We start from the raw sequence: 17,520 nt of genomic DNA, 5'->3' as shown, positions 1-17,520 counted from the left end.
GGCGGTCAGCGATTTCGCCCCGTCAACCAAGGTGCAGCCCATGAACAACGACCTCTTCTCCCTCACCGGCAAGACCGTGCTGGTCACCGGTGCCTCCAGCGGCATCGGCGCACACCTGGCACGGGTTGCCGCTCATGCTGGCGGCCGCGTCGTGTTGGCAGCGCGGCGCACCGAACGGCTGGCAGAACTGGCTGAAGCCATCCGTGCCGACGGCGGCGAAGCGTACCCGGTAGCGTTGGACGTGACCGACCGCATCAGCGTGGAAGCGGCCTTCGACAGTGCCGAAGCGCAGTTCGGCGTGGTCGACGTGGTGCTCAACAATGCCGGCATCGGCAACGGCAAGCGGGTGCTGGAGATCAGCGAGGACGATTGGCGCGCCATGCTCTCCACCAACCTCGATGGCGTCTGGCGCGTGGCCCAGTGCGCGGCGCAGCGCCTGGCCAAGGCCCAGCGCGGCGGCAGTATCGTCAACATCGCTTCCATCCTCGGCCTGCGCGTGGGTGGCGGCTACAGCCACTACTGCGCGGCCAAGGCCGGCGTGGTGCAGTTGAGCAAATCCCTGGCGCTGGAGCTGGCGCGCTACCAGGTGCGGGTCAACGCCATCGCGCCGGGCTATTTCAAGACGGAAATGAACGACGCCTACTTCGACAGCGAAAAGGGCCAGGCCTATATACGCGACATCGTGCCGATGCGCCGCCTGGGCCAGCTCCGCGAGCTGGAAGGCCCTTTCCTGCTGCTGGCGAGCGACGCCGGCGCCTTCATGACCGGCGCCGTGCTGGCGGTGGATGGCGGGCACCTGGTGAGCAGCCTGTAACCCTCCCCTGCCCGCTATCCCGCAGCCATGGCGGTTATTCGGCCAGTTCGCGCAGGCGCTGCTCCAGGAAGCGCCGCTCCGGCTCCTGCCGCACCAGCTCCAGGGCCCGGGTATAGGACTCACGCGCCTCGTCGCGGCGGTCCAGGCGTCGGCACAGGTCGGCGCGGGCCGCGTGGGCCAAGTGGTAGTCCTGCAGCTCGCCACCGGCAAGAATGGCGTCCACCTGTTCGAGCCCGGCTTCCGGGCCGTCGCGCATGGCCAGCGCCACCGCGCGGTTGAGTTCGATCACCGGCGACGGCTGGATGCCCAGCAGGGCGTCGTACAGGCCAACGATCTCCACCCAGTCGGTGCTGGCGAAATCAGGCGCCACCGCATGCACGGCGGAGATCGCCGCCTGCAGGGTATAGGGGCCGACCCGGCGGGTGGCCAGCGCCGCCACGATCAGTTGCCGGCCCTCGTCGATCAGTTCGCGGTTCCAGTAACGGCGCTGCTGCTGTTCGAGCAGCACCATCTGCCCGTCCGGGCCGGTGCGCGCTTCGCGCCGCGATTCGTGCAGCAGCATCAGCGCCAGCAGCCCCATCACTTCCGCTTCCGGTAGCAGTTCGAGCAACTGGCGGCCCAGGCGGATGGCTTCCGCCGACAGGTCGGTGCGGGTCAGCGAATCGCCCGCCGAGGCCGAATAGCCTTCGTTGAACACCAGGTAGATCACCCGCAGCACGCTGGCCAGGCGCTCGGGCAGCTCGGCGGCTTCCGGCACCTGGTAGGGAATCTGCGCATCGCGGATCTTCGCCTTGGCGCGGACGATGCGCTGGGCGATGGTGGACGGCGTGGCCAGATAGGCGCGGGCGATCTCCTCGGTCTTCAGATCGCAGACTTCGCGCAGGGTCAGCGGCACCTGGGCATCCGCCGGCAGAGCCGGGTGGCAGCAGGTGAAGATCAGGCGCAAGCGGTCGTCTTCGACGCTCTCGTCGGCCTGCTCCTCCACCGATTGCATGTCGATCTCCAACTGCTCGGCGATCTGCAGCAGCGAGGCGTCGAAGCGCGACCGGCGGCGCAGGCCGTCGATGGCCTTGAAGCGTCCGGCGGACACCAGCCAGGCGCGCGGATTGGCCGGCACGCCATCGCGTCGCCATTGCTCCACGGCGGCGACGAAGGCTTCGTGCAACGCCTCCTCGGCCAGGTCGAAGTCCCCCAGCAGGCGGATCAGCGTGGCCAGCACGCGGCGCGATTCGCGGCGATAGACATCGTCCACCACATCGCGCAGGGCCTGGGGGGCGTAGTCATGCATGGCGGCCGGCGGTCCTCGGGGTAAGAAGGGTCTGCCTATCCTGCACGGGTTTTCGATGGTGTGGGAAGCGGCCGGACGGGTGTGCGCGGGAGATCATTGCGAGGTGTGTCGATCAGCCTTGCTAAACCCTGCCTCCTGCCGCCCTCACCCTAGCCCTCTCTCAAAGGGAGAGAGGATTGTCCGGATGCCGGCGGATACTAAGGCCTCCGCCGGCACGATCGGCTCCCTCTCCTTCGGGAGAGGGCTGGGGTGAGGGAATCGCGGTGCATGGATTCAGGGCTTGGCGTCGAACAACAGTTGCCCGGTCGCCGGATCGAACGGAATCGAGAAGTGCTCATGGGCGATCTTCCACTGCCCCTGTTCTCGACGCAGGCCGAGCGTGGCGCGCGCCCAGGCGGAGTTGTGCACGCCATCCTTGTCGGTCCCGCCGCAATAGCAAAGGTAGTGGCCAAAGGCGATGTCACCTGCGGCCTCGAAACTCAGCTGGTGCATGTCGAAGCTGTGCTCGGTGCACATCTGCAGGCACTCGGCCCAGTGCCTGGTGTAGGCCTCCACGCCCCTGAACTGCAACTGCTTCACCGCATCGAAGGCGAGGATGTCGTGGCTGTAGTGGCCGGCGATGGCCTGGGCATCGCATGCGTGCACGGCGCTCAGCCAGCTTGCCAGCAGCGCATGCAGCTCGGCGTTGGCCTGGGTGTTTTCGGCAGCGCTCATGGTGTTGTCCTCCTCGCTGGGCCGGGTCAGGACGCACAGCAGCTGTGCGGCTTGGCGGGCTCGTCGTACTCGTCGTGGAAGCGCGTCCAGTTCATGCCCTTGCCTTCGTAGTCGGGCATGCCGCCCCAGCCCTCGCCACGCCCCAGCGGCGTGAGGTCGAGCAGGTGGTAGGTGAACAGCGGCGCTTCAAGACCGCGTCCATAGGTGGAGTAGCTGTGGAACACCTGGTCGCCGTCGCGCAGGAACACGCTCAGGCCCGGCTGCTCGCCCTGCACGTGGTAGCCCTGGCCCAGGCGTTCCAGCTCCGCCTTGTCGCGGTAGTTGTATTCCACCGGCGCGACCTGCTCGTCGATGGTGACGTGGAAGTCATAGTTGAAATCGCTGCCGAACGAGGAATACCAGGGCAGGGTCCAGCCCATGCGCTCGCGGAACGGCGCGATCTCCTGCAGCGGCGCACGGGAGACCATGGCCAGGGTGGTGCCGCGCGCATGCAGATGTTCCAGCCGTCCCAGGTTGTCGATCAGGAAGGAGCAGCCCTCGCACCCCAGGGCTTTGTCGCGGTGGAACATGAAGTGGTAGACGATCAGTTGCGGGCGCCCTTCGAACAGGTCCACCAGCCGCAAAGTACCGCGAGGGCCTTCGAAGCGGTAATCCTTGTCGATGCGCACCACCGGCAACGCCCGGCGCACGGCGCTGAGCGCATCGCGGGCATGGGTGGCGGCCTTCTCCTGCTCCAGCAAGCGCTTGCGCGCCTGCAGCCATTCATCACGAGAGACCACACGGGGAAAAGCCTGGTTGGCGAGATTCATGCTGCACGCTCCTGGGACCGGCCCGGTTGCGGGTTGGGGCGTACGCGGCGTTGGCCACGCAGCCGGGTGATGGCGAGCGCGCTGGCGCCGCCGGCACAGAGGACGCCGGACACCGCCAGCGTCAGGGTGGTAAGGCACAAGGGGCACATGGCGGACCTCCTCGACGGTTGCCCTGCTGGAAGGCTCAGCCCTGCTCGCTGAGCCGCTTGAGGTTGGCCAGGCCCGCCTCGAAGTCCTTGCCGACCATGCTGTCCATGCTGAAGAACAGGTGCATGATCTTCGCCACGAAGGGCGTGGGGCCGAACATCGCCCAGGTCACGTCGGTGCCGCCGTCACGCGGCAGCAGGGTGAACTCGGCGGTATTGCTGGCCTTGAACGGCTTGAGGAACTCCAGCGCGATGCTCACCCGCGTCGCCGGGGTACTCTCGATGATCTCCATGCGCCCCGCGCCGGCCTTGCTGTTGCCGGCCCAGGCGTACACCGCGCCGAGCCCCTTGTCCGCACCCGAGAAGTTGCGTTGCATATCCGGGTCGAGCTTCTCGAAGGGCGACCATTGTGGCCAGCGGTGGAAGTCCTCGATGTAGGCGTAGACCTTCTCCGGCGGCGCCTGGATGCGCACCGTGCGCTCCACCCGGAAGCTGTCCGGCCGGCTCGCCGCCAGGACCAGCACCACGACCACGGCCAGAACCACGACCACTGCAATCCACTTCAACATGACATCCTCCTGATGGTGTCGATGGGCTCATTGCCCGGCAAAGTAACGGTCCCAGTCGCGGACCGGTCGAACCTCGACGCAGCCTAGCCGTCCTGACGGCAAGCGGCCGGCAATCTGCAACGCCTCGTTGAGATCACGCGCCTCCAGCAGCACGAAACCGCCCAGGTGCTCCTTGGTCTCGGCGAACGGACCATCGGTGATCACCAGGTCACCACCGGCATGGCGCAGCGTGGTGGCGCTGGCCACCGGCTCCAGCGCCTGCGCCGCCAGCAACTGGCCGTTCTCGCGCAGCCGTGCCTCGTTGCAGCGGCATTCGTCGATCACCTGGCGGAACACCGGCCCCGGCAGTTGGGCGATACGGCTGTCGTCCACGTAGATCAGGCAGAGGTATTTCATGCTCGACTCCCGCTATGGCGACTGCGTTCTATCTCTAGTCGAAGCGCGGCAATGGAAATCGACAGGCGGGGGAAATTTTTTTCTGGGGATTCAGATGTGGGGCGGGTGGAGCTCAGGCACGGGCGGTCGTAGGAGCGACGGGGGCGCCTAGCTCTTGTCCGCGAAATCCATCACGGCGGAATCCGCGCTGACAGGGAAGCGCCTGGGTTTGTCGCCAACCTGTAGGAGCAGCCCCCCGTAGGGCGCATAACGCCTCAAGCGTTATCCGCCGCGATGGGTATCGCTGCGCTCCACGCCATCCTACGAAGAGCGCCAGTTTCCAGGCCGCACGCCAGCGACCCTCAGCGATCCAGCAGCCCGCTCGCCCGCTGCACCCGCCGTTCCGTCGCCTGCTCCAGCACCTGCCAGCCGCGTCCGGCGCTGGCCAGGGTGAACCAGCGGCGGGCACGGGTGATGCCGGTGTAGACCAGCTCGCGGGTGAGGATGGGGTTGAGGCTGTCGGGCAGCAGCAACCCGGCGTGGGTGAATTCCGAGCCCTGCGACTTGTGCACCGTCATGGCGAATACGGTCTCCACCGCCTGCAGGCGGCTGGGCAGGATCCAGCGAATCGCATCACTGCCGTCGCCCGCCGGGAAGGCCACGCGCGGCGCCCAGCGCACGCTGCCGTCGTCCGCCGGCTGGGGCAGCGCCAGGGTGATGCCGATGTCGCCGTTCATCAGCCCCAGGCCGTAGTCGTTGCGCGTCACCAGCACCGGGCGGCCGAGGAACCAGACCTGCGTCGAGGGGATCAGCCCTTCGCTGTGCAGCATTCCAGTGATCAGGGTGTTGAGCCCTTCGACGCCCCAGGGACCACGCCGCAAGGCGCAGAGCAGCTGGAACTGCCCATGGGCCTCCAGCACCTGCCGGGCCCATTCGTCCAGCGCCGCCTGGTCAGCATTCTCGGCTGGCCGCCTGGCCGCCAGCACGCTCAGGTAATGGCGGTAGCCGACCGGTCCGAACAGATCGCCGCCACGTCCGCCGTCCACCACCAGGTCGCGCAGGCTGCGGGTGTCCTGGGCGTCGACGGCGATGCGGGTCAGGTCTTCGTGGCGCGCCTTCCATACCTCGCGCAGGGCCGGGATATCGCCGGCGTTCACGGCCTCCGCCAACTGGCCGATGCCGCTGCCCGCGCTGAAGCGGTGGCTGTGGCGGAGCATGGCCACGGCCTGGTCGAGTTCGCTGCCCTGCTCGTCCAGCAACGCCGCATCGATGGGCTCTCCCGTCACTGCTTCCAGCCAGTCGCGAGTGGCCGGGCGGTAGTGACCTTCGCGGGCGCGGCTGCACAGTTCGCCGAGTACCGCGCCGGCTTCCACCGAGGCCAACTGGTCCTTGTCGCCGAGCAGGATCAGCCGTGCGCGCGGTGGCAGGGCGGCGAGCAGCGAGGCCATCATCTCCAGATCGACCATCGAGGCTTCGTCCACCACCAGCAGCTCCAACGCCAACGGGTTGCCGGCGTGATGGCGGAACTGACGACTGTCCGGGCGGCTGCCGAGCAGGCGGTGCAGCGTGGTGACTTCGGTGGGAATCGCCTCGCGCGCGGCCTCGCCATTGGGCAGGCCGTCGAGCTGCAGGCGCTGCACGGCGCCGGCGATGGATTCATTCAGGCGCGCAGCCGCCTTGCCAGTGGGTGCCGCGAGACGGATGCGCAATGGCCGCCCGCCCTCCCCCAGCGCCAGGCTTTGCAACAGCGCCAGCAACTTGACCACGGTGGTGGTCTTGCCGGTGCCGGGGCCGCCGGTGACGATGCCGAAGGCATTCCCCGCCACCAGCGCACAGGCCAATTTCTGCCAGTCCGCCCCCTGACTCTTCTGAGCATTGCCGGCCTTCTTCGGGAACAACGCATCCAGCGCCTGGCGCAACGGCGCGGCGGGCAAGCCGGCACGCAAGGCTTCGCCCTGGCGCAGGCGCTGGTCGATCCCGGCGCGCACCGCGCATTCATATTGCCAATAGCGCCGCAAGTACAGGCGCCTGCCGACCCGCACCAACGGCGTATCGCCGGCGCCCTCGCCAATCAGGCGCGGGTCGTTCAGCGCCGCCTGCCACGCCTCCAACGACATACTGTCGAGCAGTACGCCGGGCAGCTCGGGCGCGTCCTTCGCAGAATCCCCCTCCGGTGGCAGCGACAGCGCGAAACGGCTGTCGGCCAGTGTCGCCGCAAGGTCCAGGCAGACATGCCCGCGACCGAGCTGGTGGCTGGCCAGCGCAGCGGCCAGGATCAACAGCGGATGCGCATCCGCCACCCGTTCCACCAGGAAGGTGGCGAAGGCGCGGTCGAGTTCGCGCAGCCAGCCGCGCTCGGCCCAGCGACCGATCAGTTCGAGCATTTCACCGGCGGTTTTCAACGGCGCAGTCATGCCGGCATCTCCTCGTCGACAGCGCGGAACAGGCGATCCAGTTCCTCCATCAGGGCCTTGGGCGGCCGCTCCAGGTACATGCCCTGGGTCGCCGACTGGCTGCCGCGCAGGAACAGGTACATCGCCCCGCCGACATGCCGCTCGTAGTCGTAGTCGGGCAGGCGCGCCTGCAGCAGGCGGTGCAGGGCGAACAGGTAGAGCGCGTACTGCAGGTCGTAGCGGTGCTCCAGCAGCGCCTCGCGCAGGGCCGGCTCGGTGTAGGCCTCGTCGTCGGCGCCGAGCCAGTTGGATTTGTAGTCGGCCACGTAGTAGCGGCCTTCGTGTTCGAACACCAGGTCGATGAAGCCCTTGAGCATGCCGTTGAGCTGGTTGGCCTGCAGCGCCGGCCGCGCCGCGCCGCCGAGGGTATGGCGGGTGACGATGCGGTCCAGGCGCTGGCTGTCCACCTGGCGGGTGGCGAACCAGAACTCCATTTCCTTCTGGTAGCTGGAGAGTCCGGCAAGGCTGACCGGCGTGGCATCGGGCAGGCGGAACTCGGTGTGCAGCAACTGCGTCAGCCAGCCGTGCAGGGGCTCGATCCAGGCTTCCCAGCCGCGCACCTGGCAACGCCGCGCCAACTGATCGCGTAGCTGCTGCGGGTCGCAGGCGCCGAAGCCTTCGTCGGCCGCCCACTCCAGCAGACCATGGAGGAAGCTGCCGGGGTTGGCCCCTCGGGGGAAGGCGTGCAGGCTGAACGGCGCCGGCACCGCATCGGCTTCGCGGGCTTCCTCCAGGCTGCTTTCACGCAGCAGGTCTTCGTCTGCGCTGGTGGGTTCGTCCGCCGCCGGCGCGGGTGCGGGCGACTCGATGTCCTCGTCGCCAGCCAGGTTCGCCAGCGCGGAGTAGCTGGCGATCCACCACTTCTCCGCCACCCGCCGGCGCGGCTCGCGGGCCGCGCCCAGCTCGCCGGCCTGCGGGCCGACGAACAATTGCAGGTCGGCAAGGGGCGCCGCTTCCAGAACGATCTCGCCATGGCCGGCCTGCAATTCGCCCAGGCGCGTGGCGAGGTCTTCCACGCCCAGCGTATTGCCGCCACCGAGCAGGTAACCGATGGCGCCCTTGTGCAGTTCCGGGCTTTTGCTGTTGCTCATCACCAGCGGCGCCACGCCCAGCCACACGGCATGCCGCGCGCGGGTCAGGGCCACGTACAGCAGGCGCATGTCCTCGCTCAGGCGTTCGTCGTTGGCCTGTTGATAAGCCGCCTTGGCCAGCTCCTTGTCGCGGGACAGTTCCACCACCCGCGCCTCCCCTGCCTGGAAGCTCGGCGGCGTGCCGCTCTTGCCATCCAGCTCGCGCCAGCTGCAGATGAAGGGCAGCAGCACCAACGGATACTCCAGGCCCTTGGACTTGTGGATGGTCACCACCTTGATCAGGTCGGCGTCGCTTTCCAGACGGAGGATTTCCTCGCTGGAGGGACTTTCCAATTGCTCGGCCAGCACGCGCAGCAGCGCGTGTTCGCCGTCCAGCTCCACCGCCTCGCGTTGCAGCCACTCGGCCAGGTGCAGCAGGTTGGTCAGGCTGCGCTCGCCGTCGATCTGCCGCAGCAGGCGCGCCGGCAGGGAGAAATCGGCGAGCAGGCGGCGCAGCATCGGCAGCACGCCCTGCTGCTGCCAGAGCACGCGGTAATCGCGGAAGCGCAGCACCATGTCTTCCCAGAAGCGCTCGTCCTGGTTCAACTTCTCCAGGGTTGCCCAGTCCAGCGCCAGGCTGCGGGTGGCCAGGGCAATGCGCAGGGTGCCGTCGTTGCCGGGATCGGCGCAGGCGCGCAGCCAGTGCAGCAGGTCCACCGCTTCGGGGCTGTCGAATACCGAGTCGCGGTCGGACAGGTACACGCTGGCCAGCCGCCGAGAAGCCAGCTCGGTACGGATCGCCTCGGCCTCGCTGCGGCCCCGCACCAGGATGGCGATGTCCGCAGGGCGCAGTGCGCGCCAGTGGCCATCGGCCTTGCGGAAGCCACTCTGCGCCGAACTCAGCCAGCGCTGGATGGCACTGGCGCTGCGTGCGGCCATCTCGTGGCGGTAGACAGTCGAGCCGCAGACCTGGCCGTCGTTGTCCAACTGCCAGAAGGTCATGGCCGGCGCTTCGCCGCCTTCCAGCAGCAGGGTTTCGTCACGCCCGCGGGCGCCGACTTCGAGGAAGGGTACGGGGTTGTCCTGCCCCTCCTGCGCAAAACGGAAGGCGCCGCGCGGATGCGCCTCGGCGAACTGGAAGCAGCGGTTGGCCGCCGCCACCATGGCGCGCGTGGAGCGGAAGTTAGTGCCCAGGGTGTAGTGGCGCCCGGCGGTGGCGGCGCGGGCGCGCAGGTAGGTGTGGATGTCGGCGCCACGGAAGGCGTAGATCGCCTGCTTGGGGTCGCCGATCATGAACAGTCCGAGGTTCCTGGGGTTGTCCGCGATACGGTAGACGCGCTCGAAGATGCGGTACTGCAGCGGGTCGGTGTCCTGGAATTCGTCGATCAGCGCCACCGGGAACTGTTCGCGGATGCGTTCGGCCAGGCGCTCACCGCCGCTGCCGGCCAACGCGCGGTCGAGGCGCACCAGCAGGTCGTCGAAGCCCAGTTCGGCACGCTTCTGCTTCTCCGCCTCCAGGCTCTGGCGCACTTCGCCCAGGGCATGCAGCAGGAGCTGCGGGGCGATCTCCGGACGCTGCTCGGCGCGCTCGCACCAGGCGTCGATGGCCTGCAATGCCGGGTGTTCCGGCACCACGGCCTTGGCCTTCACCTTGATCCGCGACTGGCCGAACTTGGCCAGGTTATCCGGTGCGTCAGCGCCTTCGCTCCAGGCGTCCAACGCCTCGATCCAGCCGCCGAAGATGGCATCGTCGTCCTTGCCGCGATAGCTGTTGCCGTTGAGGTCGCCGCGCAGGTTGCGCAACAGTTCGGCGAGATTCGCCCGGTCCGCGGTCCAGGCTTCGCGCGCGCGGGCCTGGGCGGCCTCGAGCTCCTCGTACCACTGGCCGGTGGACTCCAGCAGTTCACCCAGCGAGGTCGGCGCATCGAGCGGCTGGTCGCCGTAGCGGAAGCCCGCCTCCTGCGCCGCCAGCAGCGGCTGCAAGGCGCGCATCAGCGCCTCCGGGCCGGCGTAGCAATGGCGCACGGCGTTGGCGGCAGCCACGCCCAGGGGATAGAAATTGCGCCGCCAATAGTCGCGCACCGCTTCGGCGAGCAGTTCGCTCTGGTCGGCTGCCAGGTCCTGGGTGAACAGGCTGCCGCTGTCAAAGGCGTGCTCGCGCAGCATGCGGTAGCACCAGCTGTGGATGGTGGAGACGGCAGCCTCATCCATCCATTCGGCGGCCAGGCGCAGCAGACGCGCGCAGCCCGGCCAGCGCTCGACGGGATAGCTGTCGCGCAGCGTCCGCAGCAGGCCGTCGTGCTCGCCCTCGGGCTCGGCGAAGCAGTGCGCGGCTTCACCCAGGCGCGCGCGGATACGTTCGCGCAACTCCTGGGTCGCGGCTTCGGTGAAGGTCACCACGAGGACCTCCGGCGGACTCAGCGGCCGGCCGAAGGCCTGTTCGCCGCCGTGGTCGAGCACCAGGCGCACGTAGAGCAAGGCGATGGTGAAGGTCTTGCCGGTGCCGGCGCTGGCCTCGATCAGCCGGCTGCCATGCAGCGGGAAGCTGAGCGGGTCGAGCGCTTGCGAACCTGAATCGACGGCGCTCATGCGGCCTCCTCCTTGCGCTGCAGCAATTCGAACAGGGGCCCGTAGAGCGACTCGGCCCAGGCGGCGAATTCCCCGCTGGCCTCGAGGCTGTCGAAGTCCGGGTAGACCCGCGCCAGCGCCGGCGAGGACGCCGCCTCGCCAGCGAGATTGAAGCCGCCGTCGTAGCGCTTGGCGGCTTCACGCCTGGCGCGGTCGGCATCCTCGCCGGCTGCCAGCCAGGCGAAGGCGGTCTTGCAGGCCACCGGCAGCGGCCGGCTCATGCCCTGGAACCATGCGTCCATCAGGCTGTTCAGTTCGACACGCGCCTGCTCGGCGGGCAGCGGCGGGAATTCGAGGGTGCCGGTCAGGCCGACCAGCACGCTGCTGACCGGCTCGCCGCACAGTTGCAGCGCGAGATGGCGCACCCACGGGCGCACCAGGCCATGCCATTTGTAGCCCTTGCCTTCGTGGAGCTTGCCGCTGACCAGTTGCAGGCTGGCGAGCTGGCCATCGGCATTGCGGCGCAGGCCGCCGAGCCAGTCGGCCAGCTCGATGCCGGCGTGCCCATGGTTGAGTTCGCGCTGCTCCTCTTCCACCTGCGACCAGTGCTCGAGCTGCTCGCGGTAGCGCGCCAGCAGGTCCTGCAGCGGCGCCACCAGCGACTGGGCGGAAAACTCGCCGAAGGCCGCCAGCGGCAGGCGGCCTTCGCGGCGCAAGCGCTCCACCTGCCCGGTCAGCTGCGAATCCAGCTGCTCGGCCTGCCAATGCTGCTCCACCCAGGGACGCAGGCGTTCGCAGAGTTCGAACTGCAGCTGCCAGACGTCCAGGCCGTTGAGCTCGAACGGCTCCTCGTCCTGGCCGGTGAGCTGCTCCTCGGCGAAGCGCACCTTGAGGCGCTGGACGAAGAAGGCGCCCACCGGGTTGGCAATGAAATCGGACAGCGTGCGCAGACCGATCGGCGCATCGAGCGCCAGCGGCGGCAACGGCGCGTCATCCGTCTCGGCATCCTGTTCGCGGTGCACGTCGCGCCATTCGCGGGCGTAGGTGTAGAGGCCGTCGACGCCCTGGCCCGGCGCCTGGGCGAAGTAGGCGCGGCTGAAGGGTTGCAGCGGATGCTCCAGGGTCAGGCCGTGCAGCAGGTCGCTGCCATCGGCGCGTCGCCAGCCATCGGCGAGGTGGTCGCGCAACTGGCCGATCAACACCGACGGCGGGCGGTCAGTGTTATCGCGAATGCTCCGGCCAACCCAGCTGACGTAGAGCTGGCGACGGGCCGAGAGCAGCGCTTCGAGCAACAGGTAGCGGTCGTCCTCGCGACGCGAACGGTCGCCGGGGCGGTAGTCGTTGCGCATCAGGTCGAAGTCCAGCGGCGATTGCGGGCGCGGGTAGTCGCCGTCGTTCATGCCCAACAGGCAGACCAACTGGAAGGGAATCGCGCGCATCGGCATCAGCGTGCAGAAGCTTACCGCGCCGGCCAGGAAGCGCTGGTTCAGGCCGCCCGCGTCCAGGCCGCCGAGCCAGGCTTCGCGCACCACCGAGAGCGGCAATGGGTCGCTGAAGCCAGCGTGCTGGCAGGTTTCCAGCCAGCGTTCGAGCAGGTCCAGCAATTGCTGGCGCAGCAGTTCATCGTGATCGTCGGTCACCCGGAAGAAGGCGTCGAGCAGCCCGCGCAGACGCTCCACCCACTGCCGCGGCGCGGCCTCTTCGGCGAGAGTGGAACAGGCCTGTTCCAGGGCGCCGAGCAGCCCCGCGAGCGGGCCGAGCGCGGCGGCATCCAGCCCGCCGATTTCCGCGTAGGGCTGGATGCCCTGGAAGGCCTCGCCCTCGCCCACCGCGAAGCCGAGCAGCATGCGCCGCAAGCCGAAGCGCCAGCTGTTGGCTTCGGCGGCGGCGGGCAGGCCGAGGCGTTCGCGCTGCTGGCCATCGAGCCCCCAGCGCACGCCGGCGCCATCGATCCAGCGGCGCAGCAGCGGCAGGTCGGCGTCTGCCAGGCCGAAGCGCTCGCGCAGGGCGGCCACGTCCAGCAGGTCGAGGACTTCGCTCACCGCAAAGCGGCTGTCGGGCAGCCGCAGCAGGTGCTCCAGCGCCACCAGCAGCGGCTCGCGGCCACGCTGGCCCTGGTCGGCCAGGGTGTAGGGAATGAAGCGCTTGTCGTCGCGCGCGAGCTGGCCGAATACGGCTTCGATGTGCGGCGCGTAGGGGTTGATGTCCGGCACCATGACGATCACGTCGCGCGGGCGCAGCGTGGGGTCGGCGTCGAAGCGGGCGAGCAGCTGGTCGTGGAGGATTTCCACCTCGCGCTGTGCGCTGTGGGCGACGTGGAAGCGGATCGAGTCGTCGGCCTGCGGGTCGACCGCCGGCCAGTGCTCGCGGCTTTCAGCCAGCGGGCGCAGTTCGAGGATGTCGTCCTGCAACTGGCCGAGCAGGTTGCGCGGTTCGTCCTCGCTGAACAGGTCGATGCGCCCGTTGCTCACCGCCCCCAGGCGTGCGCGGTAGCTGTCCGGGTCGTCGTACTGGTCGAGCAGGTTGATGTAATCGCGGCCCTGCTTGCCCCAGGCGGCCAGCAGCGGCTGGGCGTACTGGTGTTGCTGGTCGTCGGAGAGCAGCTCCGGTGTGCCGGCGCGGCGACGCTGGCGGCGGTACTTGTGGCGCAGCAGGTCCTTGTCGGCGACGATGTCGGCCCAGTGGTGGCGGCAGGGGTTGTGCACGCAAAGCAGCACCTGGGCGTGGCGCGCCAGCACGGCGAGGGCTTCGACGGTCTGCGCCGGCATGGCGGAGATGCCGAATACCACGACGCGGCGCGGCAAGCCCGGCAAAGGATTCTCGGCGGACTTCAGCTTCTGGATGAAGCGCCCGTGCACGCCGGCACGGCTGGTGGCCAGGCCTTCGGGGCCGACGTCATCGAGCAGCGCGCGCCACAGCGCGGCCTGCCAGCGATTGTCAGCTTCCAGCTCCTTCACGGTGCCGTTGGCCAGGCGCAACTGGTCGACGCCACGGCTCCAGTCTTCCAGCCAGTCGGCGCGGTAGACCTGGTACTGGTCGAACAGGTCGGCCAGGCGCTCGGCCAGTTGATAGCGCTTGCGCAGGTCGGCATCGTCGGCGAGGAAGCGCTGCAGGGTGGCGAACTCTTCCCGCTCCAGCAGGGTCGGCAGCAGGCGCATCAGGCGCCAGGTCAGCGGGCCCTTGTCGAGCACCGAGACCTCGGGGATCTCATCGCGCCCCAGAGCCGCGCGATAGGCGCGCCAGAGGAACTGCGCGGGCAGTTGCACATCGAGCGCGGCGGTCACGCCACAGCCGCCCTCTTCCACGTCGCGTCCCAGCGCCAGCTTCAACCACTGGGCGATGCCATTGCTCTGCACCAGGATGACTTCGTTCTCCAGCGGCGCCAGCGGATGCAGGCTCATCCACTGCACCAGCAGGTCGCGCAGCGCTTCCGGATGGTTGCCGTGGATCACCATCAGGCCGGGGGTCAGTCGCTGCTCGCTCATCGTCTCTCCTGGTACGGAGCGGGCAACAGGAGCGGCCCGCCGGGGATGACCGGCATTTCACCAAAAAAGCGCAGGCGGTGGAGAGTTTTTTAAGACTCAGGCCGTGCGTGACTCAGGCTGGCTCCCTGATCCTCCCGCGAGAATGCTGGCGATGCCGCAACGCCACCGCGCCGGGTTCTTATAGGATAGGGAGCATCGTCGGCGACCCGCTCCCGCCATCGCCGGGATATGAGGGATGGCGAAGCACTTGTCGCCGGGTGTGAAGAGGTTAGTCTGTGACACCCCGGGGCTGAGGGACATTGCCGAACCACGCCGGCGCCCCACCGGTTCCAAACGCTATTTTTCGCAGAGGTTCGATGGCCTCTGCCCGCTATGCTCAATACGCGCGCCGAGTTGTCGCGCACCAACAGGAATGGAGAACACGATGGGCAAGAAGAGCAAGTCGAAGGTCGCCGAGCAGGGCCCGGCGAAGAAGCTTGGTAACAAGGAATACGAAGAACAGCTGAAGAAGCTGACGGTCGAGTTGGTCAAGCTGCAGCAGTGGGTAGTGCACAAGGGCCTGAAGGTCTGCATCGTCTTCGAAGGCCGTGACGGCGCCGGCAAGGGCGGCACCATCAAGGCCATCACCGAACGCGTCAGCCCGCGGGTGTTCCGCACCGTGGCGCTGCCGGCCCCCACCGAGCGCGAGAAGTCGCAGCTCTATGTGCAACGCTACATCTCCCACCTGCCCGCGGCCGGCGAGGTCGTGATCTTCGATCGCAGCTGGTACAACCGCGCCGGCGTCGAGCGGGTGATGGGCTTCTGCACCGAGGAGCAGGCCGACAAGTTCCTCGCCGTCACCCCGCTGTTCGAGCGAATGATGACCGAGTCCGGAATCATCCTGCTCAAGTACTGGCTGGAGGTAACGCCCGAGGAGCAGGCGCGCCGCCTCGGCGATCGCATCACCGATGGCCGCAAGATCTGGAAGCTGTCGCCGATGGACGTGAAGTCCTTCACCAAATGGGACGAATACACCCGCGCCCGCGACCTGATGTTCGCCAGCACCGATACGCCCTGGGCGCCCTGGTTCGTTGCGCACTCTGAGGACAAGAAGCGCGTGCGGCTGAACATCATCGACCATCTGCTCAAGCACATCCCCTACAAGGACGTGCCCGCGGAGAAGATCGAACTGCCCAAGCGCGGCAAGATCGGCCGCTACAAGAGCCCGGACTACCCGTACCGCTACGTAGAGGAAGTCTACTGATCCCTGGGACCGGCGTGCCCACCGCGCCGGTCCCGGATCGACTCGCGGTGAAGAACGACAAGGCGCACGCCAGAAGCCGTCGATTCTTCTGCGCGGAGACTGCCGCCGGACCCATGGCCATTGCGCGGGAAAACGCGCCAGCCTCCCTCTGAACGCCAAGAACAGGATGCCCCCATGCAACTGATCGGAATGCTCGACTCCCCCTATGTCCGCCGCGTCGCCATCACCCTGCGTCTGCTGGACATCGAATTCCAGCATCGCCCGCTCTCGGTATTCAGCACTTACGAGGAGTTTCGCGGGATCAACCCGGTGGTGAAGGCGCCGACGCTGATCCTCGATGACGGCCAGGTGCTGATGGATTCCACCCTGATCATCGACCTGATCGAGCATGAAGCCGGACGCAGCCTGATGCCCGGCGAATCCACCGCACGAGTGCGCGCCACCCGCCTGCTGGGATTGGCGCTGGCGGCAATGGAAAAGGCCGTGCAGCGTTACTACGAGCAGCAACGCCCGGAGGACAAGCAGCACATGCCGTGGCAAGGGCGCGTCGAGGAACAGTTGCACGCTGCCTGTGCCGCCCTGGAGCGCGAACTCACGGAGCACCCGTTGCCGCGCGACGGGCGTCTCGATCAGGCCGGCCTGAGCATCGCCGTGGCCTGGACCTTCATCCAGTTGCTGCACGTCCAGTACATGCCGGCGGATACCTACCCCGCCCTGCACGACTGGGCGCTGCATGCCGAGTCGCTGGAGGCCTTCAAGGCGTTCCCGCCGGTGTGATCAGTCCTGCGGCAGTTCCTCATGGCGCTGCCGCGTCCAGCGCAACAGGCCGAGGCAGATGAAGAAGCCGCAGGCGGCAAGGCCGGCGGCGGCGAGGAAGGTCGACGCATAGCCGTGGTGGACGGCGATCAGCCCCATCAGCGGGCCGGCCACGCCCATCGCCAGGTCGAAGAACAACGCATAGGCCCCCAGCCCCGCACTGCGGCTGCTGGCCGGAATGCGCAGCACCGCCTCCACGCCCAGCGACGGGTAGACCAGCGACAGGCCGCAGCCAGTGAGGGCCGCACCCAGCAGGGCGAAGCCCGGTCCTGGCGCCTGCCAGAGCAGCAGCAGGCCGCAGGCTTCCACCGCCAGGCAGACCACCGCGACCACGAAGCCGCCGAAGCGGTTGACCGTCCCCGAGAACAACAGCCGCGCGCCGATGAAGCAGACGCCGAACGCCGTCAGGCACCAGGCCGGATTGGCCCAGCCCTGGCTGCCGTAATACAGGGTGATGAAAGTGGCGAGGGTGCCGAAGCCGATGGAACCGAGCATCACGCACATCCCATAGGGCAGCACGCGGCCGAGCACGGCATGGAAGGCCATGCGCGTACCGGCGATGATCGGCACGGCCTGCCGGCCACGGGCGGCGAGCAGGCCCAGGGCGGTGCACAGCAGAATGCTCGCACCCAGGCTCCACAGTCCCAACGAAGCGGACAGGGTGACGCCCAGCGGCGCGCCGATGGCGATGCCGCCGTAGCTGACGATGCCGTTCCAGGAGATCACCCTGGCAGTGTTCTGCGTGCCGACCAGGGCAATGCCCCAGCTGGCGGTGCCGATGCCCAGCAGCCCTTGCGCCAGGCCGAACAGCAGGCGACTGGCCAACAGCAGTATCAGACTCAGCCAACGCACGCTCTCCAGGCTGGTGGAGAGCAGCACCAGCAGCCCGCCGGCACCGAGTACGCCCAATCCGTAGAGCACCGCGCGCTTGGCGCCATGAGTGTCGGTCAGGTAGCCGGCCAGGGGGCGCGAGACCAGGGTGGCGAGGTACTGCAGGCTGATCACCACGCCGGCGGTGACCGTGTCATAGCCCAACCCCTCATGGACGAACCCCGGCAGCACCGGCAGCAGCAGGCCGATACTGAGGTAAAGGATCAGCGTGAAGGAAACGGTCGCGAGTATCTGCAGGGTGACGGAGGCAGTTCGCTGCTCGGGAGAGCTCATGGACAG

General features: G+C 68.1%; 13 protein-coding genes. 3 read left to right on the top strand and 10 right to left on the bottom strand.

The window, feature by feature from the left end; translation table 11 throughout:
• Positions 1–40: 40 nt before the first annotated feature.
• Entirely contained in the window at positions 41–814 is a 774-nt protein-coding gene (locus SD196_RS05800; RefSeq protein WP_416311126.1) for an SDR family NAD(P)-dependent oxidoreductase, read from the top strand.
• 34 nt (positions 815–848) lie between these two features.
• On the opposite strand, the gene SD196_RS05795 is transcribed toward SD196_RS05800, so the two are convergent.
• The 9 genes from SD196_RS05795 to recC all read right to left on the bottom strand — a co-directional run bounded on the left by SD196_RS05795 (position 849) and on the right by recC (position 14,291).
• Positions 849–2,102 carry an RNA polymerase sigma factor gene (locus SD196_RS05795; protein ID WP_275610459.1) on the bottom strand — a complete coding sequence of 418 codons (1,254 nt, stop codon included), beginning with the start codon at positions 2,100–2,102 and terminating at the stop codon, positions 849–851.
• 273 nt (positions 2,103–2,375) lie between these two features.
• On the bottom strand, positions 2,376–2,816 hold the full coding sequence (locus SD196_RS05790; protein ID WP_275610458.1) for a YybH family protein: 441 nt from the start codon (positions 2,814–2,816) through the stop codon (positions 2,376–2,378).
• A gap of 26 nt (positions 2,817–2,842) precedes the next feature.
• Positions 2,843–3,625, bottom strand: a complete 783-nt coding sequence (locus SD196_RS05785; RefSeq protein WP_416311125.1) for a DUF899 domain-containing protein — start codon at positions 3,623–3,625, stop codon at positions 2,843–2,845.
• A complete protein-coding gene (locus tag SD196_RS05780) occupies positions 3,622–3,774 on the bottom strand; it encodes a hypothetical protein (RefSeq protein ID WP_343574568.1) in 153 nt (50 codons plus the stop codon). Before SD196_RS05780 ends, SD196_RS05785 begins: the two co-directional genes overlap by 4 nt.
• A 35-nt stretch (positions 3,775–3,809) precedes the next feature.
• Positions 3,810–4,340 (bottom strand): SRPBCC family protein, encoded by a 531-nt coding sequence (locus SD196_RS05775; RefSeq protein WP_275610455.1) that lies wholly within the window; start codon positions 4,338–4,340, stop codon positions 3,810–3,812.
• A 27-nt stretch (positions 4,341–4,367) separates the two neighbouring features.
• Positions 4,368–4,736 (bottom strand): YciI family protein, encoded by a 369-nt coding sequence (locus SD196_RS05770; RefSeq protein ID WP_331316662.1) that lies wholly within the window; start codon positions 4,734–4,736, stop codon positions 4,368–4,370.
• Positions 4,737–5,077: 341 nt separating this feature from the next.
• Positions 5,078–7,129 (bottom strand): exodeoxyribonuclease V subunit alpha, encoded by a 2,052-nt coding sequence (gene recD / locus SD196_RS05765; RefSeq protein WP_416311124.1) that lies wholly within the window; start codon positions 7,127–7,129, stop codon positions 5,078–5,080.
• Positions 7,126–10,827, bottom strand: a complete 3,702-nt coding sequence (gene recB / locus SD196_RS05760; protein ID WP_416311123.1) for an exodeoxyribonuclease V subunit beta — start codon at positions 10,825–10,827, stop codon at positions 7,126–7,128. The genes recD and recB overlap by 4 nt, the downstream gene beginning before the upstream one ends.
• Complete coding sequence (recC, locus tag SD196_RS05755) at positions 10,824–14,291, bottom strand: exodeoxyribonuclease V subunit gamma (RefSeq protein ID WP_416311122.1); 3,468 nt, start codon at positions 14,289–14,291, stop codon at positions 10,824–10,826. The genes recB and recC overlap by 4 nt, the downstream gene beginning before the upstream one ends.
• Before the next feature lie 424 nt (positions 14,292–14,715).
• On the opposite strand from recC, the gene ppk2 reads away from it, so the two are divergent.
• Complete coding sequence (gene ppk2, locus SD196_RS05750; protein ID WP_275610450.1) at positions 14,716–15,534, top strand: polyphosphate kinase 2; 819 nt, start codon at positions 14,716–14,718, stop codon at positions 15,532–15,534.
• 174 nt (positions 15,535–15,708) lie between these two features.
• On the top strand, positions 15,709–16,311 hold the full coding sequence (locus SD196_RS05745) for a glutathione S-transferase family protein (RefSeq protein ID WP_331316671.1): 603 nt from the start codon (positions 15,709–15,711) through the stop codon (positions 16,309–16,311).
• Here the strand turns inward: SD196_RS05745 and SD196_RS05740 are convergent, their stop codons facing one another.
• A complete protein-coding gene (locus SD196_RS05740; protein WP_416311121.1) occupies positions 16,312–17,514 on the bottom strand; it encodes an MFS transporter in 1,203 nt (400 codons plus the stop codon). It abuts the gene before it with no gap.
• Between the last annotated feature and the right edge of the window lie 6 nt (positions 17,515–17,520).

The sequence above is a fragment of the Pseudomonas macauensis genome (assembly GCF_047902425.1).
Lineage (GTDB): Bacteria > Pseudomonadota > Gammaproteobacteria > Pseudomonadales > Pseudomonadaceae > Pseudomonas.
The sequence above is the reverse complement of the archived record's forward strand: the minus strand, read 5'-3'. Positions and strand labels throughout refer to the sequence as shown.